Origin of the sequence: Actinoplanes sp. HUAS TT8 (genome assembly GCF_051380535.1) — a bacterium.
In the GTDB taxonomy this organism is placed as follows: domain Bacteria; phylum Actinomycetota; class Actinomycetes; order Mycobacteriales; family Micromonosporaceae; genus Actinoplanes.
Genome location: NZ_CP195646.1, coordinates 7,496,623 through 7,520,757, shown reverse-complemented (window position 1 = coordinate 7,520,757; position 24,135 = coordinate 7,496,623). Strand labels below are relative to the sequence as shown.

The window sequence follows — 24,135 nt, the reverse complement described above, 5'->3', positions numbered from 1 at the left end:
GGCCCGGCCGGGGAGACCGGCCGAGGCCCAGGCCGCCCTTGCTGCTCACCGGGCCGAGGCCCATGCGAAGGCTGACCCCCGTGCTGAGGCTGCTGCCCACCAAGAGGTTGCCCACCGTGCTGGGGCTGCTGCCCACCAAGAGGTTGCCCACCGTGCTGAGGCTGCCCGCCGTGTGAAGGCTGACCCCCGTGCTGAGGCTGCTGCCCACCATGAGGCTGCCCACCGTGCTGAGGCGGCCGCCCCTGATACCCGGGCTGCTGCTCGTGCGGAGGCGGGAACCCGCCGTACCGCTGCTGCTGACCCCCGGGTGGAACCTGCCCACCGGGCGGCATCTGCCCAGGGGGAACCTGCCCAGGACCACCCGGACCACGCCCACCGGGCGGCATCGGAGCCCCACCCCGAGCAGCAGCCGGAGCCTGCCCGGGCCCGAAGCCTCCACGCCCTGGCCCACCGGCGGCCTGCCCGGCCGGCGAGACCGGCCGCGGCCCGAATCCTTCCCGATTCCACCCAGGCTGAGATTGCTGAGGCCCAGGCTGAGATTGCTGAGGCCCGGGCTGAGAGTGCGGCGACCCGGGCTGAGTCTGCGGAGGCCGCCCACCCCAGTTCTCCGGCCGCTGTCCACCACGCTCAGGGCCACCAGGGCCCCCAGACCCACCAGGGCCCCCAGGCCCCCCACCCTGCGGAACCCGAGCCGCCCCGGAAACCCCAGGCCGCCCCGGCGAAACCGGCCCCGAGGACGGCCGCCCGGGCGAAACGGGTGCCGACGCTCCGGGCACCCGTCCAGGGTTCACCGGAACGGAAGGCGCCCCACGCCCATAAACGGGCGCGGCCCCTCGCCGCTGTTCCCCATACGGGTTGGGCCGATTCCACGACGGATCGTCTCGCGAGTCGCGCGGCGCCCCGCCGTACCTCTGCGGATCTTCAGCCGGAACCCGGCCGCGACCTTGCGCCGCGCCGCTTCCTGGAGCGGAGCTGACCGGCGCGGATCCTGACTGCCCGCCGCGGGACGCCTCGTAGACCGGGGTGTGCACGGCCTTGCGGCGCCCGGGGTCGCCCGGATAGCGCTGACCGGGGAGTGGTTCCCATTCCCAGGTGATCTCGTACACCCACGCCGGTTCGTCGTCCCAGCCTTCCGCGCCCGGGCGGGAGCTCCAACCGTTCATCGGGCGACCGGGCCCGGCGATTGGCAACGCTCCGTCACGGCGAACTCCAGGGTGTCAAAAAATCGAGCCGTGGCCGACCGGGGACCCGGGTACAGTCTCCCGGCTCCACTGCGGGTTGGTGGAAAGGAGACTAGCGGCGTGGCCGGGAAGGACGCCAGCGTGCTCACGATCTCTCCGGACGGTCCGTTGCGCGGCTCGATTACTACTTTCGGTGCACTGGTCGGGTCGGGTTTCCGGCGGTACACCACCTATCGTCAGGCCACCATAGCCGGAACGTTCACCAACATAGTCTTCGGCTACCTGCGGTGCTATGTCCTGCTGGCGGTGGCGGCGAGCACACTCGGCGGCAAGCCCGCCGGGTACGACACGGAGCAACTCGCCACGTACGTGTGGTTGGGGCAAGGATTACTCAGCGTAGTCATGTTGTGGGCCTGGTCGGAGCTCGCCGAACGCATCCGGACGGGCGACGTCGCGGCCGATCTGTTACGTCCGGTGCCCCCGTTGATCGCTTATCTGGCCGCTGACCTGGGCCGGGCCGGCCATGCGATGCTCACCCGGTTCATCGCGCCGGTGGTCGTCGGCGCCCTGTGTTTCCCGTTGCGGATGCCGACACGCTGGACGACCGTGCCGTTGTTCCTGATGTCGGTGCTGCTCGCGGTGGTGATCAGTTTCGGCTGCCGCTATCTGGTGAACGCGACCGCCTACTGGTTGCACGACGCCCGGGGCCCGATCCTGCTGTGGGTGCTCGGCGCGGGCGTGCTGGGTGGCCTGTATTTCCCGTTGCGCCTGCTCCCGCACGGGCTGACGGTCGCGTTGTGGCTGGGCACGCCGATGCCGAGCATTCTGCAGACGCCGCTGGACGTGGCGGCCGAGCGGGATGGTCCGGGCCTGCAGGCGGGGCTGGTCGCACTCCAGGCCTGGTGGGCCGTCGTACTTCTGACACTGGCCTGGGTCGTCCAGAAGCGGGCCGAGCGCCGTCTGGTGGTGCAGGGTGGCTGACCTGCAGTTCCGGGCCTATGCGGCGCTGGCCGGCGCCCAGGCGCGCTCGGCTTTCTCCTACCGCGCGTCGTTCCTGGTCGAGATGGTCGGCAACATCGGTGCGACCGCGTTCGACCTGCTCGCGATCCTGGTGCTGTTCCGCGCCACGGATCGGATCGGCGGTTTCGACCTCTCCGAGGCGCTGTTGATGACCAGCATCGTGTCGTCCGGGTTCGCGCTGGCCGATTTCGCCGTCGGCAACGTGGAGCGGCTCAAGACGTACGTCCGCGCCGGAACCCTGGACGCGGTGCTGGTCCGCCCGCTCGGCGCGCTGCCTCAGCTGCTGCTCATGGACATGCCGATCCGCAAGGTGCTGCGGGTGGTGTTCGGGTTCGGGGTGCTGGTCACGGCGGTCGTCGTGAACGACGTCGACTGGACGCCGGCCCGGGTGTTGTTGATCACCCTGGCGCCGCTGTCGTGTGCCGTGTTCATGAGTTCGATCTTCGTGATCAGCGCCAGCCTGGCGTTCTGGTGGGTCGAGTCGGGGGAGATCGGCAGCGCGTTCACCTATGGCGGGCGCGACTTCGCCTCGTACCCGATCACGGTTTACGGCACGACGTTCCGCAGCCTTTTCGCGTACGCGCTGGGGTTCGCCTTCGTCGCCTATCAACCGGCGCTGGCCCTCCTCGGCCGCCCGGATCCGCTCGGCCTGCCGGCCTGGGCCGGTTTCGCGTCACCCCTGGTCGCCATGGTCGCCGCCACGATCGCCACGGTCGTCTGGCGCATCGGCATCCGTCAGTACAGGAGCACCGGCTCATGATCAAAACCAAGGACCTGACCAAAGATTTCGCCGTACGGGTGAAAAGCGGCCGTTTCCGCCGTGAGAAACGCACCGTCGAAGCGGTCGCCGGCGTCTCGCTCGACATCGGTGCGGGGGAGATGGTCGGCTACATCGGGCCGAACGGGGCCGGCAAGTCCACCACCCTGAAGATGCTGACCGGCGTGCTCACCCCGTCCGGCGGCGAGGTCGAGGTGTGCGGCCTGCGCCCGGTCCCGCAGCGCACGAAGCTGGCGCTGCGCATCGGCGTCGTCTTCGGGCAGCGCTCCCAGCTCTGGTGGGATCTGCCCCTGCACGAGTCGTTCGCCCTGCTCCGGCACATCTACCGGGTCCCCGCGGCCGACCACGCGGCCCGGCTGCGGCGCTGCCGTGACCTGCTCGACCTGGACGATTTCCTGGACACCCCGGTCCGCCAGCTCTCCCTGGGTCAGCGGATGCGCGGCGAGCTGACCGCGGCCCTGCTGCACGGCCCGCGGGTGCTGTTCCTGGACGAGCCGACGATCGGCCTGGACGTGGTCAGCAAGCAGGCGGTCCGCTCGTTCCTGGCCGAGCTCGGCGCGACCGGTGACGTCACGCTCGTCCTGACCACCCACGACCTGGCCGACATCGAGCGCCTGTGCGAGCGCCTGATCGTGATCGACCACGGGCGGGTGGTGCACGACGGCACGATCGAGGCGTTGCACTCCCGCTACGGTTCGCGCCGCAGCCTGGTCGCCGACCTGGCGTCCCCGCTCCCACTCGACTTCACCCTGCCCGGTGCCACCCTGGTCGCCACCGAGGCCGACCGTCACCGGGTCACCTTCGCCCTGGACGGCGCCACCGCCGGCGCCGCGGTGGCCGGCCTGGTCGCGGCCGTCCCGATCCGTGACCTGTCGGTCGTCGAGCCCGACATCGAGGACGTGGTGGCCCGTCTCTACACCGCTACCGATGTTCCATGACCAGCACCGCCCAGGACGGTTCGAGCGCCTCGTAGCGGTGCGGCACGTCGCCGGGGAACGTCACGTAGTCGCCCGGCCCGACCTCGACCGGCTCCTCGGCCGGCCCGGTCCGGATCCGGCCGGCCCCGACCACGATGTGCTCGACACTGCCCGGGATGTGCGCCTCGGCCTCCCGGGCCTCGCCGGGCTCGAGCTCCATCAGATAGAGATCCCGCCGTACGTGCGGTGACCCGGTCGCCAGCAGGGTCGCCACGAAGTCGGCCCGGTCGGCCCGCAGCCGCGTCGCGCCCTCGCCGGCCCGGATGACCCGCACCCGGGTCGGTTCCGGCTCGACCAGCCGGCTGAACGGCACCCCGAGCGCGACCCCGAGCGCCCACAGGGTCTCGATGCTGGGGTTCCCGGCCCCGGCTTCGAGCTGCGACAACGTGCTCTTGGCGAGCCCGGCGCGGCGGGCCAGCTCGGCCAGCGAGATGCCGGCCCGATCCCGCTCACGGCGCAGCGCGGCGGCGATGACGGCGAGCGGCGGCGCCGGTTGATCCATCAGTGTTCGCTCCATCGGTCGGGTCGTTCGGTTTGACGAACGCTCGGTGTGTCGTTCAGCATGACGAACTATGAGTACGGTATATCGAACGCGAGCCCGTCCCCGCGACGTGGCTGCCCTGGCCGCCGCGACCCTGGCCACCGGCGCGTCGTTCGGCGCCATCACCATCGCGTACGGACTTCCGCCCTGGCTGCCGCCACTCATGTCGATCGTCGTGTTCGCCGGCGGCGCCCAGTTCCTGGCGGTCGGCCTGTTCGCCGCCGGCAACCCGGTGGCCGCCGTCCTCGCCGGTCTCCTGCTGAACGCCCGCCACCTGCCGTTCGGCCTGGCCGTCGCCGGCACCCTCGGCCCCCGATGGCGCGACCGCCTGATCGGCAGTCACCTGATGACCGACGAGGTGGTCGCGTTCACCCTGGCCGAGGAAACCCCGCAGGCCCGCCGCCGCACGTACTGGACGGTCGCCGTCGCCCTGGTGATCTCCTGGAACGCCGGCACCGTCCTCGGCGTCCTGCTGGGCGGCGTCACCGGCGACCCGAACACGTTCGGCCTGGACGCGGCGTTCCCGGCCGCGCTGCTCGCCCTGATCCTGCCGTCGTTGAAGGACCGCGACACCCGCCGGGTCGCCCTCACCGGCGCCGCCCTGGCCGTCCTGTTGACCCCGATCCTCCCGGCCGGCCTCCCGGTCCTGGCCGCCCTCCTCGGTCTCCTGGTCCTCCTGCGCCCCGCCCGCCGGAGCCCCGCCGTCAAACCACCCGCCCGGTCCGACAAATCACACTTGTCGGACGTCGAGGGGCCTGTCTCAGGGAGGAACCCATGCTGATCGCCGCGATCATCGCCCTCGGCGTAGGCACCTACGCGATCCGCCTCGGCGGCGTCCTGCTCCGCGACCGCCTGGAACTCTCGCCCGCACTCCAGCGCCTGCTCCCGATGGCCGCCGCCGCCCTGCTCGCCGCCCTGGCCGGAACCGCCGCCCTGATGGCCGGCACCGCTTTCGCCGGCGTCGCCCGCCCCGCCGGCGTGGCCGTGGGCGCCCTCCTGGCCTGGCGCAAAGCCCCGTTCATCCTGGTCGTCATCGCCGCCGCCGCAACGGCCGCCCTCCTCCGCCTGGCCGGAGTCCCCTAGCCGGGGCAGGAAAGCGCGAAGCCCCGGCGCAGACAGCGCCGGGGCCTCGGAAAGCTGGACTCAGATCTTCGCGCCGAGCTCGACCTTCGGCTTCGGGACGCGCATCCGCCGGAACGTCAGCGCCCGCATCACCCCGTACAGATACAGCGACCCCATCCGCTGGGTCGACTCCGGGAAGCGCGACTTCACCGTCTTCTTGATCCGCTGCGAGATGAAGATGCTGTCCACCACCACGGCCAGGGCGAGCAGCGCCCACAGCACGTTGCTGGCCAGTTGGACGTTCGTGTTCCGGACCACCGAGCCGATCATGACGATCACGGCGCCGGCGATGAAGAACGATCCGACGGTACGCCGTGAGTCGACGATGTCGCGGACCAGCGAGCGCTCCGGGCCGCGGTCGCGGGCCAGCAGATACCGCTCGTCGCCGTTGCGCATGCCCTCGGACGCCTCGGCCCGTTCGACGCGCTGCTTCTCGCGCATCAGCTTCATCGCCTCTTTGCGGTCGGCCGGCGCCGATTCCACGCGGCGGCCCTGCGGGGCGCGCTTCGGCGTGACCACGCCCAGCTCTTTCTTGCTGGGCGTGTAGCTCTTGCGGCGGTTGTCGGCCGACGCCTCCTCGGTTACCGAGGCGGTGGCGTCTTCGACGAGGTCGGCAGCCTTACGGCGAAACAGCGGGGACACGACACGAGCGTAGCCAAACGGCGCGGTGTGTCGCACACCGCGCCGTTGATCGCAACATAACTGCAGCTAAAAGGCTCAGGGCCGCTCGACGTGGGCGCCCAGGGCGGCCAGCTTCTGCTCGAAGTCCTCGTACCCGCGCTTGATCAGGTTCACCCCGTAGACCCGGGACGTGCCCTCGGCCGCCAGGGCGGCGATCAGGTGCGCGAAGCCGGCCCGCAGGTCGGGGATGACCAGGTCGGCCGCGTGCAGCTTGGACGGGCCGGCGATGACCGCGGAGTGCATGAAGTTGCGGCGGCCGAACCGGCACGGGGTCCCGCCGAGGCAGTCCCGGTAGACCTGGATGGTCGCGCCCATCGAGTTGAGCGCCTCGGTGTAGCCGAGCCGCTGCTCGTACACGGTCTCGTGCACGATCGAGATGCCGCGGGCCTGGGTCAGGGCGACGACCAGGGGCTGCTGCCAGTCGGTCATGAAACCGGGGTGCACGTCGGTCTCCAGGGCGACCGCCTTGAGCTCGGTGCCCGGGTGCCAGAACTTGATGCCACCCTCGGCGCCGGTCACTCCCGGCCGGGCCACCCGGTCGTCGGTGATCTTCAGCTCGCCGCCGATGTTCCGGTAGACGTTCAGGAACGTCATCATGTCGGCCTGCCGGGCGCCGAGCACCTCGATCTCGCCACGGGTGGCGAGCGCGGCGGCGGCCCAGCTGGCGGCCTCGATCCGGTCCGGGATCGGCTTGTGCTCGTAGCCGTACAGCTTCGGCACGCCCTGGATCTCGATCATCCGGTCGGTGTGCACCGTGATGATCGCGCCCATCTTCTGCAGGATGCAGATCAGGTCGATGATCTCGGGCTCGATCGCGGCGTTGCGCAGCTCGGTGACGCCCTCGGCGCGGACGGCGGTGAGCAGCACCTGCTCGGTGGCGCCGACGCTCGGGTAGGGCAGTTCCAGCTTGGCGCCGTGCAGCCCGTTCGGGGCGCTGAGGTGCATGCCCTCGGGCGTCTTGTCGACGACCGCGCCGAATTCGCGCAGCGCCTTGATGTGGAAGTCGATCGGGCGCGGCCCGATGTGGCAGCCACCCAGGTCCGGGATGAACGCGTGCCCGAGCCGGTGCAGCAGCGGGCCGCAGAGCAGGATCGGGATCCGGCTGGAGCCGGCGTGCACGTTGATCTCGTCGGTGCTGGCGGACTCCACGTTCGTGGGGTCCATGATCAGCTCGCCGTCCTCGGCGCCGTCGCTGACCTTGACGCCGTGCAGCCCGAGCAGGCCGCGGACGACCTCGACGTCGCGGATGCGGGGCACGTCGTACAGCCGACTCGGCGACTCGCCCAGCAGGGCGGCCACCATCGCCTTGGAAACCAGGTTCTTGGCGCCACGGACCCGGATCTGTCCCTGCAGCGGCGTGCCGCCGTGCACGATCAGGACATCGTCGGTCAACGTAACCTCCAGCCGGTGGGCGTGTGTGCACGCCCGGTGATTGAGGGGGCATTTCTCGGGCGGGGGTACCCGATCCTGCAACCGGGGAAGCATAGCGCTGAGTGACAAGTCCGCCAGTCGTAGCGCGGCGAGAAAACGAAGTAGCCGGGCAATCACCCTCCGGGGTGATACAGCCCGGCTACACAGTGTTACGAAACTACGGCAGGGCGAGCATCTGGTCGAGCGCGACCCGGGCCTCGCGGGCGGTCTTCTCGTCCACCGTGATCACGTTCGGCACCCGACCGGCCACCAGCTCCTCCAGCGTCCAGACGAGGTGGGGGAGATCGATCCGGTTCATCGTCGAGCAGTAGCAGACCGTCCGGTCGAGGAACATGATCTGCTTGTCCGGGTGGGCCAGGGCCATCCGGCGGACCAGGTTCAGCTCGGTGCCGACGGCCCAGGCCGAACCGGCGGGCGCGGCGTCGAGCGCCTTGATGATGTATTCGGTCGAGCCGACGTAGTCGGCCGCGCGGACCACGTCGTGCCGGCACTCGGGGTGGACCAGCACGTTCACGCCGGGCACCCGCTCGCGCACCTCGCGCACGCTGTCGATGGTGAACCGGCCGTGCACCGAGCAGTGCCCGCGCCACAGGATCATCCGGGCGTTGCGCAGCTGCTCGTCGGTCAGGCCGCCGTGCGGCTTGTGCGGGTCGTAGAGCACGCAGTCGTCCAGGTCGAAGCCCATCTCCAGGACGGCCGTGTTGCGGCCCAGGTGCTGGTCGGGCAGGAAGAAGACCTTGGAGCCCTGCTCGAACGACCAGTCCAGCGCACGCTTGGCGTTGGACGAGGTGCAGACCACACCGGAGTTGCGGCCGACGAAGCCCTTGATGTCGGCCGACGAGTTCATGTAGGTCACCGGGACGATGTCACCGGCGATGCCCAGGTCCTGGAAGTGCTCCCAGGCGGTCTCGACCTGGCCGAGCACGGCCATGTCGGCCATCGAGCAGCCGGCCGCCAGGTCGGGCAGGATCACCTGCTGCTCGGGCTTGGTCAGGATGTCCGCGCTCTCGGCCATGAAGTGCACGCCGCAGAAGACGATGAACTCCGCCTCGGGCCGGGCCGCCGCCTGCTGGGCCAGCTTGAACGAGTCGCCGGTGACATCGGCGAACTGGATCACCTCGTCCCGCTGGTAGTGATGCCCCAGCACGAACACCCGGTCCCCGAGCGCGGCCTTGGCCGCCGTCGCGCGGGCGACCAGGTCGGGGTCGCTGGGGGCGGGCAGATCACCGGGGCAGTCGACGCCCCGCTCGCTCGCCGGGTCGGTGCCCTTGCCGAGAAGCAGCAGCGCGACAGGGGTGTTTCCAGGTTCGGTCCAGGTCGCCGTCACGAGATTCATCGTTGCACAGGGGCTGAGAAGGCGGCTGTGTGCTGCCACACTCCTGGGGTGCGCGTACTGATCTGTCCGGACAAGTTCGCCGGTACCCTTTCCGCCCCCGAAGTGGCCCAGGCGGTCGCCGACGGCTGGTCCGTCCCCACCGACGAGCTGGTTCTGCGCCCGATCGCCGACGGCGGCCCCGGCTTCGTCGAGGTCCTGGCCACCGCGCTGGGCGGCCGCCGGATCCCGGTGCAGACGGTCGACCCGCTCGGGCGGCCGGCTCGCGGCGAGATCCTCTACGCCGGTGGGATCGCCTACGTCGAGAGCGCCCAGGCCTGCGGCCTGCACCTCCTCACGATCGAAGAGCGAAACCCCAACACCACTACGTCGTACGGCCTGGGCCTGCTCCTCGCCGCCGCCGTCGAGACAGGGGCGGCCCAGGTGGTGGTCGGCCTGGGCGGCTCGGCGGTGAACGACGCGGGCGCCGGCATGCTGGCCGCGCTCGGTGCCGCCCCGATCGACGCGGCCGGGTACGCGCTGCCCTACGGCGGCGCCCCGCTGATCACCGCGTCCGCGCTCGGCGGCGTCCCCCAGCTGCGCCAGGTCGCCCTGGTCGCCGCCACCGACGTCGACAACCCGCTGACCGGCCTGCACGGCGCCAGTAACGTCTTCGGCCCGCAGAAGGGCGCCACCCGCGACGACGTGCTGCGCCTGGACGCCGCCCTCGCGCACTTCTCGGCCGTACTGGAGAAGGCCTTTGCGGTTGAAGATCTTGCCGCTCGACCCGGTGCCGGGGCGGCCGGCGGGCTCGGGGCCGCCCTGATCGCCCTCGGCGCCCGGGTGACCTCGGGGATCGGCCTGGTCAGCACCCTGATCGGGCTGGATGCCGAGCTCGACGCGGCCGACCTGGTGATCACCGGCGAGGGCAGTTTCGATCATCAGTCGCTGCGGGGGAAGGTGGTCGCCGGGATCGCGGCCGGCGCCCGCGACCGCGGCCTGCCCTGCGTGGTGCTGGCCGGGCGCAACGAGACCGGTCACCGCGAGGCCTCGGCGGCCGGGGTGACCGAGACGCACACCCTGGTCGAACATTTCGGTTCGGTCGAGCAGGCGATGGAGGAACCCGCGCGCGGCCTGCGGGAACTGGCCGAACGTATCTCGCGGCAGTGGAGTAGGTGATCTGCAACCCGCCCGGATTGGGAATCTCCGGGAATGGGGTTAGCGTTGGCTGGTACGGCACATGACCGCACCTGGCAGGGAGATACCTACGTGACCACTGAAGCGCACACCGAGTCGACCGAGGCGACCGCCCCGACCGGCGTCATCCTCACCGACGTCGCCGCGGTGAAGGTCAAGGCCCTGATCGAGCAGGAAGGGCGCGACGACCTGCGCCTGCGCATCGCCGTACAGCCCGGTGGCTGCTCCGGCCTGCGCTACCAGCTCTTCTTCGACGAGCGTTCGCTCGACGGCGACGTCGTCAGCGACTTCGACGGCGTCGAGGTCGTCGTGGACCGGATGAGCTCGCCTTATCTGGCCGGCGCCACCATCGACTTCGCGGACCGCATCGACGCGCAGGGCTTCACCATCGACAACCCGAACGCGCAGAACTCCTGCGCCTGCGGTGACTCGTTCCACTGATCGAGCTTTCTCCGAACAGGCCGTCCCGTTCACGGGGCGGCCTGTTCTGCGTAACCGCCCGGTAGGCTCTAGCCGCAAGGACCCCTGATCCCCGACACCTGAGGGCCGACATGAAGATCGCCGTCACCGGCTCGATCGCCACCGACCATCTGATGCACTTCCCGGGCCGGTTCGCCGACCAGCTCATCGCCGACCAGCTGCACAAGGTCTCGCTCTCGTTCCTCGTCGACGACCTGGTCGTGCGCCGCGGCGGCATCGCGCCCAACATCGCGTTCGGGATGGGCAAGCTCGGTCTGCGGCCGATCCTGGTGGGTGCGGTCGGCGCCGACTTCGCCGACTACCGGTCCTGGCTCGAGCGGCACGGGGTCGACTGCGACTCGGTGCACATCAGCGACGTGGCGCACACCGCCCGTTTCGTCTGCACCACCGACGACGACCTGAACCAGATCGCGTCGTTCTACGCCGGGGCCATGTCCGAGGCCCGCAACATCGAGCTCGCCCCGGTCGTCGACCGGCTCGGCGGCATCGACCTGGTCCTGATCAGTGCCAACGACCCGGCCGCGATGATCCGCCACTCGCAGGAGTGCCGGGCCCGGGGCTACAAGTTCGCCGCCGACCCGTCGCAGCAGCTGGCCCGGGTCGACGGGTCGGACGTGCTGACCCTCATCCAGGGGGCGGAGTTCCTGCTCTGCAACGAGTACGAGCGCTCCCTGCTGGAGACCAAGTCCGGCCTGACCAGCGACCAGATCCTCGACGAGGTGCGCATCCGGGTCACCACGCTCGGCAAGGACGGCGTGGAGATCACCGGCAAGGGCATCGAGCGCATCCACGTGCCGGTCGTGCCCGACGTGATCGGTGAGGACCCGACCGGTGTCGGCGACGGCTTCCGGGCCGGCTTCTTCTCCGGCCTGTCCTGGGGTCTCGGCCTGGAACGGTCGGCCCAGGTCGGCTCGCTGGTCGCCGCGCTGGTGCTGGAGACCGTCGGCACGCAGGAGTACGACATCAAGTCTTCCGAGTTCGTCAAGCGGTTCACCGCGGCCTACGGCGAGCAGGCGGCCGCCGAGATCACCCCGCATCTGCCGGCCTGAGGGTAGAAACTCCAACCATGGTCCTAGCCGTCTTCGCCGGTCTGCCCGGCGTCGGCAAGAGCACGCTGGCCGGCGCTGTCGCCAAGGAGCTGCCGGCCGCGGTGCTCGCCGTCGACATCGTCGACTTCACGCTCCAGCGGTATGCCGTCCACGAGTCCCGTCCGGGCTACGCGGCGTACGGCGTGGTCGCCGCCCTCGCCGAGGAACAACTCAAGATCGGCCGGCACGTCATCATCGACGCCGTCAACCCGGTCAAGGCCGCCCGTGACCTCTGGGTCGACCTGGCCGAGCGCATGCAGGTGCCGCTGCGCGTGGTCGAGGTCGTCTGCGGCGACGACGCCGAGCACCGGCGGCGGGTCGAGTCCCGCTACGAGTCCCGCGATCACGACGGGGTGCCGGACTGGGTGCGCGTGCTGGAACGCCAGTCGGAGTACGAGCCGTATCTGGGCCCCCGCCTGGTCGTCGACACCTTCCTGGCGAAGGACCCCGTCCCGCAGGTCGTCAGTTATCTGAGCTAGCTGATCCTGCGCACGTCGAACGTGTGGCCGTGGCCCGCGACGAACTCCTGGCCCTTCATGCGGCACCAGGCGGGGATGTCGTTGGCCGCGGCCGGATCGTCGGCCAGCACCCGGACGATCTCACCCACGGCCACCCCCGGCATCGCCTTGGCCAGCTTGATGATCGGCAGCGGGCACTTCTGCCCCCGGCAGTCCAGCGTGATCAGAGCCCGGCCTCCTTCCGGATCTCCGCGACGAGCCCGGGCAGCACCGCCAGGAACCGCTCGACCTCGGCCTCGGACGTGCCCCGGTGCAGCGAGACCCGCACGTTCCCGTGGCTGAGCACCCCCATCGCCTCCAGCACGTGACTGGGCCGCAGCGTCGACGACGTGCACGACGAGCCGGACGACACCGCGAAGCCGTGCCGGTCCAGCGCGTGCAGCAGCGCCTCGCCGTCCACGTACAGGCAGCTGAACGTCACCAGGTGGGGGAGCCGGTCGACCGGATCGCCGACGATCTCCACGTCCTCCACGGTGGCCGCGACCCGCTCCCGGACTCGGTCGACCAGCGCGCCCAGCCGGGCCGCCTCGGCCTCGGCCTCCGCGGTCACCGCCCGCAGACTCGCCGCCGCGGCGACGATCCCCGGCAGGTCGGCCGCGCCCTGCGCGCGCGGGCGATAAAGATCATCCTGCGGGGACGGTGAGATCCATCGCACCCCTTTGCGGACCACCAGCAGACCCACGCCGGGCGGCCCGCCCCACTTGTGCGCGCTCGCGCTCAGCAGCGACCAGCCCGGCGGCACCGGGACCCGGCCCACCGACTGGGCGGCGTCGACGAACAGCGGTACCCCGAATTCGGCGCAGTAGTCCGCGGCGGCGGCCACCGGCTGGATCGTCCCCACCTCGTGACTGGCACTGATCAGGGCGGCCAGGGCCACCCCGGGCCCGGCGACCGCGGCCGACCAGTCGTCCAGGTCGAGCCGGCCGAGCCGGTCCACTCCCACCTCACGCGCCTCAGCCGTCCCGGCCGCGTGCAGCACAGTGGAATGCTCGATGGCCGAGTGCACCAGGCCGCGACCTGCGCGTTTGCGCCCGGCCAGGCCACCCAGCACGGCCGCCTGGGCCGCGGCGGCGCCGGAGGGCCAGAAGGAGAGCTCATCCGTCCGTACGCGCAGGATCTCGGCGACCACGGCGGAGGCCGCCTCGCGTAGCTGCTGGGCCCGGCGCCCGGCCGCGTAGAGACGATCCGGGTCGGCCCAGCCGTCGGCCAGCGCGGCCAGCAGGGCCTCCCGCGCGACCGGATGCAGCGGTGCCGCGCTGGCCGCGTCCATGTAGGCGGCCGGTTCGCCTGTGTAATCCACAGAGGGAACGGTATCGTCCGGTTGACTGGTGTTCTTCGGACGGCTTGACGCGAGCCCCCCGGTGGCGGGTCGCCCCGCCCTGGTCGAGTAGTGTGCGACCGTCGGTGAGCCTTGCCGCCAGGTGTCCGGTTTCGGCAGGGCGGCGGCGCTGCTAAGGAGGCAGAAGCAGGTGGGCGCAAGGAGTTCGGCCACACGGCCGCGGGCGATTGGCCGGGCGGCCGGGCTGGGTCTCGGGGGCGTGCTGCTGCTGGCAATGCTCGCCGGATGCTCGGTCGAGGACGTCGGAAGCAAGTTCGGCCACTTCGGATGGCCCGGTCCGGGTGTGAGCCTGCAGGCACACAAGATGTATGACTTGTGGATCGCCTCGGTGATCGCCGCGCTGATCGTCGGCGTGGGCGTCTGGGGCCTGATCTTCTGGTGCATCATCCGGTACCGCAAGCGCGGCGAAGAGCTGCCCGTGCAGACCCGGTTCAACATGCCCATGGAGGTCCTGTACACGGTCACGCCGGTGCTGATCGTCGCGGTGCTCTTCTACTACACGGCGATCGTGCAGACCGACGTGGACAAGCTCTCGAAGAACCCTGATCAGATCGTCGAGATCAAGGCCTTCAAGTGGAACTGGCAGTTCAACTACCGCGACGGCATGGGTAAGGACGCGCACACCGTGGCGTCCACCGTGGGCTCGTCGGACGTGATCCCGATCCTGGTCGTCCCGACCCACGAGAAGATCCGTTTCGAGGAGACCAGCGCCGACGTCATCCACTCGTTCTGGGTGCCGGAGCTGCTGTTCAAGCGCGACGTCATGCCCGGCAGCATCCGCAACGTCTTCGAGGTGACCCTCGACAAGGAGGGCCGCTACGTCGGCCGCTGCGCGGAGCTCTGCGGGACGTACCACGCGTTCATGAACTTCGAGATGGTCGCGACCACCCCGGACAAGTTCGACCAGTTCCTCGCGGCCAAGAAGGCCGGCAAGTCGACTCAGGACGCGCTCTCCGCCATCGGCGAGAACCCGTACGCCACGAAGACCCAGCCGTTCGACACCCGCCGGGGCACGCACAGCTGGAACCAGGGCGACTCCAACGTCGCCGCGGGGAAGTAGGGAACCGACATGCGTACCGAATACAAGATCTTCCTCGGCGTCTCGCTGTTCCTCTTCGGCGCCGCGGCCGTCTACGGCTTCTACACCAGCGGCCAGCAGGGCCAGACCGAATGGGTCGGCACGATCGCGCTGATCCTTTCCGGTCTGCTCTGCTCGATGTGCGGCGGCTTCTTCTGGTTCGTCGCCCGCCGCATCGACCTCCGCCCGGAGGACCGCGAGGACGGCGAGATCGCCGAAGGCGCCGGCGAGCTGGGCTTCTTCAGCCCCGGTTCGTACTGGCCGTTCGGCATCGCCCTCTCGGCCGCGGTTGCCGGCCTGGGCCTGGTCTTCTGGATGTGGTGGCTCATCGCGGTCGGCCTGGTCGCGGTCATCTTCACCGCCTGCGCGATGCTCTTCGAGTACTACTCCGGCACGCGCCAGCCCGCCGAACACTGATCCACAGCCTTACCGCGGCCCGTACCTCCTGCTCAGGAGGTGCGGGCCGCGTCCTTTTCCCCTCGCCAACCCAAGATCAAATTCTTCATTGCCTCGGTCCGCCGTGGTCCCGATCGTCGCTCCCGCGGGGACCCTTCCGGGCCTCGCAGGGCGCTGGCGCGCCCAGAACGCGAGGCCCGCAAGGGCGACGTGGTCAGTTGGTCACGGTCAGAGCAACAAACCCACCCACCCGCCCTGCATGGAGGCCGGCCCGACCGCGTTGAGCAGCTGACTCGTTCGGAGCGGCCGCCCGACCCTCGACGCACCTCTGAGCCCCAGCCGGACGGTATCGGCTGATGACCGTCCGCGAGTGGTCACGGATTCGAGGCGTAGCTCGGGTGCCGGGGACGGTCAGGCGGCGGCGGTTCGCTGCTGGGGGGCGATGCGGCGGGGACGGTCCTTGGGTTCCATCCACAGGTGCACGACGATCGGGGCTACCACCTCGGCCGCGCCGCAGCGGGTGCAGACGAGTTCGGGGCAGTCGTCGTGACCGTCCTCGCAGGGCGGCGTCTCGAAGAGCATGTCGCCGTCGCAGATGACGCAGCGCTGTTCGCGTTCGTGCACGGGCTTCTCCTTCGTTCGGAAGGTGGGATTACCCGAATGTCCTTCAGACGCTGTCACGTCCGTAGGCCGATGCCGAGCATCACCAACGGCGTGTTGCGGTCTTTTTCAGGATTTTTCAGCAGGTAGTGCCGCCCCCGAACACCCACCCAGCCCCCAGACGTGTACCCCCACCTCAAAAAACATCCCACCATCCACCCACCCACCACCCAGCTGGCGCTGAGCGCTGCCCCCACCCCGCAACCCAGCCGTGACCGCCAGCCAGCGGCATCCAGCTGGCCCTGAGGGCTGCCTTCGGCCCCGTGACCCAGCCCTGGCTGCCAGCTGGCGGCATCGAGCTGGCGCTGAGGGCTGCCTTCGGCCCCGTGACCCAGCCCTGGCTGCCAGCTGGCGGCATCGAGCTGGCGCTGAGGGCTGCCTTCGGCCCCGTGACCCAGCCCTGGCTGCCAGCTGGCGGCATCGAGCTGGCGCTGAGGGCTGCCTTCGGCCCCGTGACCCAGCCCTGGCTGCCAGCTGGTGGCATTGAGCTGGCGCTGAGGGCTGCCTTCGGCCCCGTGACCCAGCCCTGGCTGCCAGCTGGTGGCATTGAGCTGGCGCTGAGGGCTGTTTCCGGCCTCGCGACGCAGCCCTGGCTGCCAGCTGGTGGCATTGAGCTGGCGCTGAGGGCTGTTTCCGGCCTCGCGACGCAGCCCTGGCTGCCAGCTGGTGGCATTGAGCTGGCGCTGAGGGCTGTTTCCGGCCTCGCGACGCAGCCCTGGCTGCCAGCTGGTGGCATCGAGCTGGCACTGAGGGCTGCCTTCGGCCTCGCGACCCAGCCCTGGCTGCCAGCTGGCGGCATTGAGCTGGTGCTGAGGGTTGTTTCCGGGGGCGGGATACAGCCGTGAGTGCCAGCTGGGGAGCCGGCGTCGCAGAGCGGCCTTAGCGAGCGGGCGTTGCGCGGCGTGGGTGGGCGTTGCCGGGGGAGGCGCGCGCGGTGGGGTGGCGGTGGGCGGGCGGCTCACCGCCGTACGGGAAGAGGGGGTTAATCGGCGGCTTTGGCCGCCTGCGCGGCAGCCACCCACCGCTCCAGGAGAGCCGTCGTCGCACCCGAGTCGATGGCCGCGGCGGCGCGGGTGATGCCGGCACGCAGGGTGTCGCGGAAGTCGCCCGGGAAACCGGCGCGGGCGGCGAAGGCGGCGGCCGCGTTGACCAGGACGGCGTCGCGGACCGGGCCGGGTTCGCCGGCGAAGACGCGGCGGGCGACGTCGGCGTTGAAGGCCACGTCGCCGCCGCGCAGGTCGGACGGCCGGCTGCGGGCCAGGCCGAGCTCGGTCGCGTCGACCAGGAGTTCCTCGACCTTGCCGTCGCGGGCCATCCAGACCCGGGTCGGCGCGGACGTGGTGAACTCGTCGAGGCCGTCCTCACCGCGCATGACCAGGGCGGAGTCGCCGCGCAGGGCGAACACCTCGGCCATCACCGGCGCCATCCGCGGGTCGAAGCAGCCGACGGCGGCCGCGGTGGGCCGGGCCGGGTTGGTGAGCGGGCCGAGCACGTTGAAGAAGGTGGGCACGCCCAGCTCACGCCGGGTGACCGCGGCGTGCCGCATGCCGGGGTGGTAGCGGGCGGCGAAGCAGAAGCCGATGCCGGCCTCGGTCACTGTCCGGTTCACCCCGGCCGGGCCCAGGTCCAGCGGGATCCCGAAGTGTTCGAGCAGGTCGGCGGTGCCCGTGGTGGACGACGCGGACCGGTTGCCGTGTTTGACCACGGTCACCCCGGCGGAGGCGGTGACGATCGCCGCCATGGTGGAGATGTTCACCGTGTTGGCCCGGTCGCCCCCGGTGCCGACCACGTCGACCGCGGACGTACGGACGTCGGCCGGCAACTCCACCAGCGTGGCGTTGGCCAGCATCGCCTCGACCAGGCCGGCCAGCTCGGCCGGGGTCTCGCCCTTGGCGCGCAGCGCCACCGCGAAACCGGCGATCTGGGCCGGTGTGGCGTTGCCCGCCATGATCTCGCCCATGGCCCAGGCCGTGTCCGCGGTGGCGAGTTCCTCGCCGCGAATCAGGGACATGGTCAGGTTGGGCCAGGTGCGTGCGCCCATGGCGGGGCCTCCGTCGGGGGGTGTCAGCTCGTGAAAGGTCAGGTGCGGGGCAGGGCGCCCAGCGGCACCGCGCCGGCCTTGCGGGCGCGGAGCAGCTGCGCCACCGTCTGACCGGTGGTGACCGGGTCGAGCGGGGCCAGCAGGGTGGCGTCGACGTTCGAATACGCCGCCAGCCAGCGGTCCGCCGCGCGGGCGATCACGACGCAGGTGGGCGGCGGGTCCTGATATTCGTCCTTGGTCTGACGGGCGATGCCGAGCCCGCCGGCCGGGGTCGCCTCGCCGTCGAGCACCATCAGGTCGATCTCGTAGTCGTCCAGCAGTCGCCGGCACTCCTCCCAGGTGGAGGCGTCGGCGAATTCGACCGAGAGATCGGCCGCCGGACGCGTGCCGATGGCGAGCCGGATCCGGTCGCGCACCGCGGCGTCGTCGCTGTATAGCAGAACCGTGAACTGAGTAGCGGCTGTGTCGCTCATCTTTGTGCCCCACTTCACCTCGGAGGTCCCACGGATCGTATCGGATCTGTTATCGGGCGTCCGGGTCCGGTCGGGCCGCCATTTCCGGCGTCGTGGCCGACGCGGCCGCGGCCGCCTCCATCTCCTGGCGGTCGAGGGCGCGGTCGATCCGGCGGGCCTCCCGTTCCGACTGCCGGATCCACTGGATCACCAGGATGCCGAGCATGGTGACGCTGACGACCTCACCGCCGGCCCAGAGGATGCCACCCGCGGTGACCTGGTCGCTGTGCGGATCCATCCAGCTCAGGTGCAGGTTGGGGTACCAGTCGCCGCCGAGCAGCTCGGGCGCCTGCATGATCGTCAGCCCGAGCACGGTGTGGAACGGCACCGACAGCACCATCAGCAACGCGCGCCCCGGGTAGGGCCAGCGATTGGGCAGCGGGTCGAGGCCCAGCAGCGGCCAGAAGAAGAGGCATCCGGTCACCATGAAGTGGATGTGGATGAACTCGTGCAGCCAGGCGTGCTCCAGGGTCTGCCGGTAGAGACCGGTGAAGTAGAGGACGAACGGGTTGGCGATGAACAGTCCGAACGCGACCAGGGGGAACGTCAGCACCCGCACGATCCGGCTGTGCACGACCGCGAGCAGCGCCTTGCGCGGCGGCCCGTGCAGGACACGCAGGGCCAGAGTGGTCGGCGCCCCGAGGGCCAGGAAGATCGGGCCGACCATGGACAGCACCATGTGCTGGACCATGTGCACCGAGAGCAGCGTGGTGTCGTACGCCTCGATGCCGGTCACCGAGACCAGCGCGATCGAACCGAGTCCACCCGCGACGAACGCCACGGTCCGGCCGGGCGGCCAGTGGTCGCCGCGCTGCCGCAGGCGCTGCACCCCGTAGAGGTAGAGCGCCGCCGCCACCAGCAATCCGACCGCGATCAAGCTGACCAGGTGGAAGTGCTGGAAGATGGCCGCCGCCGAGAACGGCGGAAGTTCAGTATCCCCGCGAGCGTCCGCCAGCGGGGGCATTTCGACTGACTGCACCACTCGAAGCTAGACCTACCCCCTGGTCACCGAATATTCCGGGCTGCCCACAGTGCCGGATTAGGGACCCCGGCTGACCTTGCACCTGTGGCGGGGGAATAATGAGCCCGTGACAGCGGCAGCCATCGACAAGAGCCGGATCCACTCGCTCACTCGGCCGAACATGGTCAGCGTCGGGACGATCGTGTGGCTCTCCAGCGAGCTCATGTTCTTCGCGGCGTTGTTCGCCATGTACTTCTCCATCCGCGCGGCGGCGCCCGAGATGTGGGCGGAGCACACCAAAGAGCTCAACATCCCGTACGCCACGACGTTCACCACGATCCTGGTGCTCTCCTCGGTGACCTGCCAGCTGGGCGTCTTCGCGGCGGAGAAGGGTGACGTGTTCGCGCTGCGGCGCTGGTTCACGATCACCTTCGTGATGGGCCTGATCTTCGTGCTCGGCCAGGCGAACGAATACCGCAACCTGGTGCACGAGGGCGTGAAGCTCAACGGTGACGGGTACGGCTCGATGTTCTACCTGACCACCGGGTTCCACGGTCTACACGTGACGGGCGGACTCATCGCCTTCATCGTCTACATGATCCGTACGACCATGGGGCGCTTCACCCCGGCGCAGGCGACCTCGGCGATCGTGGTGTCCTACTACTGGCACTTCGTGGATGTCGTCTGGATCGCCCTCTACGCCATGATCTATTGGCTTAAGTGACCGCCGCAATCCGCTGAGCTTCAGGTTCAAACCAGAGGGACATAAGCCCATGACTTCTGACACCCCCGCCCGCGGGCGCGCCCGGGTGTTCTCCCGGCGCCGCGGCGCGCCCAGCCGGGCGCGCCGGCGGATCGGCGCAGCGGTGCGCATGCTTGCGGCGCTCGCGCTCGCCGGCGGCGTTTACACCGCTTTCGCCCCCGGCGCGTTCGCCGAGGACAACACCCAGCTCTCCACCGCCGCGCAGCAGGGCAAGGAGCTCTTCGACAACAGCTGCATCAGCTGCCACGGTCGGGACGGGCAGGGTGTCCAGGACCGTGGCCCCAGCCTGATCGGCGTCGGCTCCGCCTCCGTCGAGTTCCAGGTCGGTACCGGCCGTATGCCGATGACCCGCCAGGAAGCTCAGGCCGAGCAGAAGAAGCCGCAGTTCACTCCGGACGAGACGAAGCAGCTCGCGCAGTACATCCAGGAGATCGGCGGTGGCCCGGAGGTTCCCTCCGGCGACCTGACCGAGGACCTGAAGACCAACCCCGAGTCGCTGGCCCGCGGTGGCGAGCTCTTCCGGGTCAACTGCACCTCCTGCCACAGCTTCACCGGCGCCGGCGGCGCGCTCTCCTCGGGCAAGTTCGCCCCGAGCCTGCACGACGCCACGGCCGAGCAGATCTACGCGGCCATGCTGACCGGCCCGCAGAACATGCCGGTCTTCGGTGACAACCAGATCTCGCCGGACGAGAAGCGCGAGATCATCACGTACATCACCAAGCAGCTGCAGGACAACAAGGACCCGGGTGGCATCTTCAACCTGGGTGGTTACGGTCCGGCGACCGAGGGCGTGGCGATCTTCCTGGTCGGCATCACCATCCTGGTCTTCACGTCGCTCTGGATTGCGGGGAAGTCATGACCACGCTGCACCACGGCGAGACCGGCACTCCGGTCGACGTGCACGATCCGAAGCTCACCCGCTTCGACATCGTGAAGGAAGGCCTGCGGCGCGATGACATCGAGATCATCACGTACGAGTCGCAGTTCCAGGGTCCGAACTCGAAGGCCGAGAAGCGGGTAGTCCGCAACATCAGCCTGCTGTTCCTGATCTCCGGTCTGTTCGGGCTCGCCTTCCTGGTCTTCTACATCGTGTGGCCCTGGAAGTTCGAGATGGGCGAGACGCGCAGCGACTACTACACCCCGATCCTGGGTGTGACGCTCGGCATCTCGCTGTTCGCGCTCGGCATCGCGATCCTCGCCTGGGCGAAGAAGCTGCTGCCGCACGAGCTCTCGATCCAGCAGCGGCACGGCGACCCGTCCAGCGACGACGAGCGTCTGATCACCGGTCAGACCATGATGTACGTGGCGGACGAGCTCGGCGTGCAGCGGCGCCCGCTGCTCAAGGGCGCGATCGGCCTCGGCCTGGCCCCGCTGGGCCTGGCCGCGGCGGCCCCGCTGGTCGGCGGTCTGATCCAGAACCCGCACCGCGACCCCGAGCCGATGATGTACCACACCGGCTTCGACCCGGTGCCGAACGGGAACAAGCCGGTCCGGCTGTCCCGTGAGGACGGCTCGCCGATCCGCCCCGAGGACGTCAGCGCCGGCGGTCAGCTGACCGTCTACCCGGGCATCCCGGGCGGCGCGACGAACAAGTTCGCCGACTCGCCGACCCTGCTGATCCACCTGCGGGACGACGACGCGACCAAGGCGCGCACGGCCGCCGAGGGCGACAAGAACGGGCGCAACAAGGGTTCGATGTGGGGCAACTACGTCGCCTACTCGAAGATCTGCACCCACGCCGGTTGCCCGGCCAGCCTGTACGAGCAGCAGACCAACCGTCTGCTCTGCCCGTGCCACCAGTCGCAGTTCAACATCGTCGACAACGCTCAGCCGATCTTCGGCCCGGCCACCCGCCGTCTGCCGATGTTGCCGCTGTCGGTGGACGACGAAGGTTTCTTTGTGGCAACGTCTGACTTCAAGGACACTGTCGGACCCGACTTCTGGGAGCGGCCGTGAAACGCCGAAAGCTTGATCCAGCCGAGGCAACAGCGAATTTCGCCAAGGGCGTCGATGACCGCTTCCAGGCGGCCACCCCGCTCCGAGGCCTCCTGAACAAGGTCTTCCCTGACCACTGGTCGTTCCTGCTGGGCGAGATCGCGCTGTTCTCGTTCATCGTGCTGCTGCTGAGCGGCGTCTTCCTGACCCTCTTCTTCGATCCCTCGATGAAGGAGGTCGCCTACGACGGGTCGTACCTGGCCCTGCGTGGCACCGAGATGTCCGCGGCGTACGAGTCCTCCCTGCACCTCTCGTTCGAGGTGCGCGGTGGTCTGTTCATGCGCCAGATGCACCACTGGGCGGCGCTGCTGTTCATGGCGTCGATCGTGGTCCACATGGCCCGCGTGTTCTTCACCGGCGCGTTCCGCAAGCCGCGTGAGATCAACTGGGTGATCGGCGTCCTGCTCTTCCTGCTCGGGTTCTTCGCCGGCTTCACCGGTTACTCGCTGCCGGACGACGGCCTCTCCGGCACCGGTCTCCGCATCGCCTCCGCGATCATGCTGTCCCTCCCGGTCATCGGCACCTGGCTGTCCGCCGCGATCTTCGGCGGGGAGTACCCGGGCGAGCTGATCATCGGCCGGTTCTACATCGCGCACGTGCTGCTCATCCCCGGCATCCTGCTGGCGCTGATCAGCGTCCACCTGGGCATCGTGTTCAAGCAGAAGCACACCCAGTGGCCGGGCCCGCTGCGCACCAACGAGAACGTGGTCGGTGAGCGCATGTTCCCGCGGTACGCCATGAAGCAGGGCGGCTTCTTCATGGCCGTCTTCGGCGTGATCGCGCTGATGGCAGGCCTGTTCCAGATCAACCCGATCTGGAACTTCGGGCCGTACCGGGCCGCCGAGGTCTCCTCCGCGTCCCAGCCCGACTGGTACGTCATGTTCATGGACGGCCTGGTCCGTCTGATGCCGAACTGGCAGATCTACATCGGCAACTACAGCCTCCCGCCGCTGTTCTGGCCGGCCGTGGTCGGCCTCGGCGCGCTGTTCACGCTGCCGATGCTCTACCCGTGGCTGGAAGCGCGGAAGCTGAAGGACACCAAGTCGCACCACCTGCTGCAGCGCCCCCGGGACAACCCGGAGCGCGTCGGCATCGGCATGATGGCCCTGTCGTTCTTCCTCGTCGCGACCATCTCCGGTGGCAACGACGTGATCGCCGACAAGTTCCACATCAGCCTGAACGCGATGACCTGGGCCGGCCGCATCGGCCTGCTCGTCCTGCCCCCGCTGGCGTACTACATCTCCGTCCGGATCTGCCTCGGTCTGCAGCAGCACGACCGCGAAGTCCTGGCCCACGGTGTGGAGACCGGCATCATCAAGCGCCTGCCGAACGGCGCGTTCATCGAAGTCCACCAGCCACTCGGCCCGGTGGACGACCACGGTCACCCGATCCCGCTGGAATACGCGGGCTGGGTCGTCCCGAAGAAGATGAACAAGATCGGCGCTCTGGCACCGGCCGTGAAGGGCTTCTTCTTCCCGGTCGAGAAGCCGGCCGAGGCCCCGGTCTCGCCCGCGCCGATCGGCAGCAACAAGCGCGAGGAGATCAGCTCCAAGCGCTGAGATCAGCAACGAGTTCGGCCCGTCGGCTTTTGCCGGCGGGCCGATTCGCTTTCCGCGGAGCACCGGCCCCCGCTCCGCCCGTGCTCCCCATTCCGCAGAACACCGGCCCCCGCTCCGCCCCTGCTCCCCATTCCGCGGAGCACCGGCCGCCCCGCGCCCCATCGGAGCACCCCAAGGTCATCGCGCGCCCCGGGCCCCCGGCTGGTGCTGAGGGTCGTATCCCGGCGCGAAAGCAGCCGTGAGCGCCAGCCGGCCCGCGACGTGTCTCGGTTGCCCAGCCCGCGCCGCGCGGGTCGGGGTCTCGGCTGGTGCTGAGGGTCGTATTCGGGCGTGGGAGCAGCCGTGAGTGCCAGCTGGGCCGTGTGGTGTCTCGGTTGCCCGGCCCGTGCTGCGCGGGTTGGGGTCTCGGCTGGTACTGAGGGTTGTATTCGGGCGTGGAAGCAGCCGTGAGCGCCAGCTGGTGAGCCGGCACCGGCCCGCTTCGCCTGCGCGGCGTTGGTGCGGG

The 24,135-nt window shown here is 69.8% G+C and carries 26 protein-coding genes; 16 read left to right on the top strand and 10 right to left on the bottom strand.

Going from position 1 to position 24,135, the window contains the following annotated elements:
• The first annotated feature begins 1,301 nt into the window (after positions 1–1,301).
• Genes ACSHV8_RS33155 through ACSHV8_RS33145 form a run of 3 tightly spaced genes read left to right on the top strand, consistent with a single transcriptional unit; the run spans position 1,302 to position 3,917 of the window.
• Positions 1,302–2,162 (top strand): ABC transporter permease, encoded by an 861-nt coding sequence (locus ACSHV8_RS33155; RefSeq protein WP_436522224.1) that lies wholly within the window; start codon positions 1,302–1,304, stop codon positions 2,160–2,162.
• Positions 2,155–2,961: an ABC transporter permease gene (locus ACSHV8_RS33150; protein ID WP_436522221.1), complete on the top strand. Its 807-nt coding sequence runs from the start codon at positions 2,155–2,157 to the stop codon at positions 2,959–2,961. The genes ACSHV8_RS33155 and ACSHV8_RS33150 overlap by 8 nt, the downstream gene beginning before the upstream one ends.
• The gene (locus ACSHV8_RS33145) at positions 2,958–3,917 is read left to right on the top strand and encodes an ABC transporter ATP-binding protein (RefSeq protein ID WP_436522219.1); all 960 of its coding nucleotides are present in this window, start codon (positions 2,958–2,960) and stop codon (positions 3,915–3,917) included. The genes ACSHV8_RS33150 and ACSHV8_RS33145 overlap by 4 nt, the downstream gene beginning before the upstream one ends.
• Here the strand turns inward: ACSHV8_RS33145 and ACSHV8_RS33140 are convergent.
• Positions 3,901–4,458: a helix-turn-helix domain-containing protein gene (locus ACSHV8_RS33140; RefSeq protein WP_436522217.1), complete on the bottom strand. Its 558-nt coding sequence runs from the start codon at positions 4,456–4,458 to the stop codon at positions 3,901–3,903. The two genes, ACSHV8_RS33145 and ACSHV8_RS33140, sit on opposite strands and share 17 nt — an antisense overlap.
• 70 nt (positions 4,459–4,528) lie before the next feature.
• Between ACSHV8_RS33140 and ACSHV8_RS33135 the strand changes: the two genes are divergently transcribed.
• Together ACSHV8_RS33135 and ACSHV8_RS33130 are read left to right on the top strand one after the other, a co-directional pair.
• On the top strand, positions 4,529–5,278 hold the full coding sequence (locus tag ACSHV8_RS33135; RefSeq protein ID WP_436522215.1) for an AzlC family ABC transporter permease: 750 nt from the start codon (positions 4,529–4,531) through the stop codon (positions 5,276–5,278).
• Positions 5,272–5,580: an AzlD domain-containing protein gene (locus tag ACSHV8_RS33130; protein WP_436522213.1), complete on the top strand. Its 309-nt coding sequence runs from the start codon at positions 5,272–5,274 to the stop codon at positions 5,578–5,580. The genes ACSHV8_RS33135 and ACSHV8_RS33130 overlap by 7 nt, the downstream gene beginning before the upstream one ends.
• A gap of 60 nt (positions 5,581–5,640) precedes the next feature.
• On the opposite strand, the gene ACSHV8_RS33125 is transcribed toward ACSHV8_RS33130, so the two are convergent.
• The 3 genes from ACSHV8_RS33125 to nadA all read right to left on the bottom strand — a co-directional run bounded on the left by ACSHV8_RS33125 (position 5,641) and on the right by nadA (position 9,067).
• Positions 5,641–6,261 (bottom strand): DUF3043 domain-containing protein, encoded by a 621-nt coding sequence (locus tag ACSHV8_RS33125; RefSeq protein ID WP_436522211.1) that lies wholly within the window; start codon positions 6,259–6,261, stop codon positions 5,641–5,643.
• Between the two features lie 75 nt (positions 6,262–6,336).
• Entirely contained in the window at positions 6,337–7,692 is a 1,356-nt protein-coding gene (gene murA / locus ACSHV8_RS33120; protein ID WP_436522209.1) for a UDP-N-acetylglucosamine 1-carboxyvinyltransferase, read from the bottom strand.
• 196 nt (positions 7,693–7,888) lie between these two features.
• Complete coding sequence (gene nadA, locus ACSHV8_RS33115; RefSeq protein WP_436522207.1) at positions 7,889–9,067, bottom strand: quinolinate synthase NadA; 1,179 nt, start codon at positions 9,065–9,067, stop codon at positions 7,889–7,891.
• A gap of 48 nt (positions 9,068–9,115) precedes the next feature.
• Here nadA and ACSHV8_RS33110 point away from each other — a divergent pair, with 48 nt between their 5' ends.
• The 4 genes from ACSHV8_RS33110 (at position 9,116) to ACSHV8_RS33095 (ending at position 12,287) form a co-directional block, all read left to right on the top strand.
• Complete coding sequence (locus ACSHV8_RS33110) at positions 9,116–10,222, top strand: glycerate kinase family protein (protein WP_436522205.1); 1,107 nt, start codon at positions 9,116–9,118, stop codon at positions 10,220–10,222.
• 90 nt (positions 10,223–10,312) lie between these two features.
• Positions 10,313–10,681, top strand: a complete 369-nt coding sequence (gene erpA / locus ACSHV8_RS33105) for an iron-sulfur cluster insertion protein ErpA (protein WP_203738649.1) — start codon at positions 10,313–10,315, stop codon at positions 10,679–10,681.
• A gap of 110 nt (positions 10,682–10,791) precedes the next feature.
• Positions 10,792–11,769 (top strand): carbohydrate kinase family protein, encoded by a 978-nt coding sequence (locus tag ACSHV8_RS33100; protein ID WP_436522202.1) that lies wholly within the window; start codon positions 10,792–10,794, stop codon positions 11,767–11,769.
• Between the two features lie 17 nt (positions 11,770–11,786).
• Positions 11,787–12,287, top strand: a complete 501-nt coding sequence (locus tag ACSHV8_RS33095) for an AAA family ATPase (RefSeq protein ID WP_436522200.1) — start codon at positions 11,787–11,789, stop codon at positions 12,285–12,287.
• On the opposite strand, the gene ACSHV8_RS33090 is transcribed toward ACSHV8_RS33095, so the two are convergent.
• Positions 12,284–12,493, bottom strand: coding sequence for a sulfurtransferase TusA family protein (locus ACSHV8_RS33090; RefSeq protein ID WP_436537014.1), 210 nt, complete (start codon positions 12,491–12,493; stop codon positions 12,284–12,286). The two genes, ACSHV8_RS33095 and ACSHV8_RS33090, sit on opposite strands and share 4 nt — an antisense overlap.
• A complete protein-coding gene (locus ACSHV8_RS33085; protein WP_436537012.1) occupies positions 12,490–13,596 on the bottom strand; it encodes a cysteine desulfurase family protein in 1,107 nt (368 codons plus the stop codon). Before ACSHV8_RS33085 ends, ACSHV8_RS33090 begins: the two co-directional genes overlap by 4 nt.
• A gap of 199 nt (positions 13,597–13,795) precedes the next feature.
• Here ACSHV8_RS33085 and ctaC point away from each other — a divergent pair, with 199 nt between their 5' ends.
• Positions 13,796–14,725, top strand: a complete 930-nt coding sequence (gene ctaC / locus ACSHV8_RS33080; RefSeq protein ID WP_436522198.1) for an aa3-type cytochrome oxidase subunit II — start codon at positions 13,796–13,798, stop codon at positions 14,723–14,725.
• A 9-nt stretch (positions 14,726–14,734) separates the two neighbouring features.
• Positions 14,735–15,160, top strand: coding sequence for a cytochrome c oxidase subunit 4 (locus ACSHV8_RS33075; RefSeq protein WP_436522196.1), 426 nt, complete (start codon positions 14,735–14,737; stop codon positions 15,158–15,160).
• 390 nt (positions 15,161–15,550) lie between these two features.
• Here the strand turns inward: ACSHV8_RS33075 and ACSHV8_RS33070 are convergent, their stop codons facing one another.
• Positions 15,551–15,763, bottom strand: a complete 213-nt coding sequence (locus tag ACSHV8_RS33070) for a hypothetical protein (RefSeq protein WP_203738653.1) — start codon at positions 15,761–15,763, stop codon at positions 15,551–15,553.
• 299 nt (positions 15,764–16,062) lie between these two features.
• Here ACSHV8_RS33070 and ACSHV8_RS33065 point away from each other — a divergent pair, with 299 nt between their 5' ends.
• Complete coding sequence (locus tag ACSHV8_RS33065) at positions 16,063–16,644, top strand: hypothetical protein (protein ID WP_436522194.1); 582 nt, start codon at positions 16,063–16,065, stop codon at positions 16,642–16,644.
• A gap of 137 nt (positions 16,645–16,781) precedes the next feature.
• Here the strand turns inward: ACSHV8_RS33065 and trpD are convergent, their stop codons facing one another.
• Genes trpD through ACSHV8_RS33050 form a run of 3 tightly spaced genes read right to left on the bottom strand, consistent with a single transcriptional unit; the run spans position 16,782 to position 19,316 of the window.
• Entirely contained in the window at positions 16,782–17,840 is a 1,059-nt protein-coding gene (gene trpD / locus ACSHV8_RS33060) for an anthranilate phosphoribosyltransferase (RefSeq protein WP_436522192.1), read from the bottom strand.
• 38 nt (positions 17,841–17,878) lie between these two features.
• A complete protein-coding gene (locus ACSHV8_RS33055; RefSeq protein ID WP_436522190.1) occupies positions 17,879–18,313 on the bottom strand; it encodes a hypothetical protein in 435 nt (144 codons plus the stop codon).
• 49 nt (positions 18,314–18,362) lie between these two features.
• On the bottom strand, positions 18,363–19,316 hold the full coding sequence (locus ACSHV8_RS33050) for a cytochrome c oxidase assembly protein (RefSeq protein WP_436537010.1): 954 nt from the start codon (positions 19,314–19,316) through the stop codon (positions 18,363–18,365).
• Positions 19,317–19,440: 124 nt separating this feature from the next.
• Here ACSHV8_RS33050 and ctaE point away from each other — a divergent pair, with 124 nt between their 5' ends.
• The 4 genes from ctaE to qcrB are packed head-to-tail and all read left to right on the top strand — an operon-like array spanning position 19,441 to position 23,630.
• A complete protein-coding gene (gene ctaE / locus ACSHV8_RS33045) occupies positions 19,441–20,037 on the top strand; it encodes an aa3-type cytochrome oxidase subunit III (protein ID WP_396120720.1) in 597 nt (198 codons plus the stop codon).
• A gap of 49 nt (positions 20,038–20,086) precedes the next feature.
• Complete coding sequence (qcrC, locus tag ACSHV8_RS33040; protein ID WP_436522187.1) at positions 20,087–20,935, top strand: cytochrome bc1 complex diheme cytochrome c subunit; 849 nt, start codon at positions 20,087–20,089, stop codon at positions 20,933–20,935.
• Positions 20,932–22,032, top strand: coding sequence for a cytochrome bc1 complex Rieske iron-sulfur subunit (gene qcrA, locus ACSHV8_RS33035; RefSeq protein WP_436522185.1), 1,101 nt, complete (start codon positions 20,932–20,934; stop codon positions 22,030–22,032). The genes qcrC and qcrA overlap by 4 nt, the downstream gene beginning before the upstream one ends.
• The gene (qcrB, locus tag ACSHV8_RS33030) at positions 22,029–23,630 is read left to right on the top strand and encodes a cytochrome bc1 complex cytochrome b subunit (protein WP_436522183.1); all 1,602 of its coding nucleotides are present in this window, start codon (positions 22,029–22,031) and stop codon (positions 23,628–23,630) included. The genes qcrA and qcrB overlap by 4 nt, the downstream gene beginning before the upstream one ends.
• Positions 23,631–24,135 lie beyond the last annotated feature (505 nt).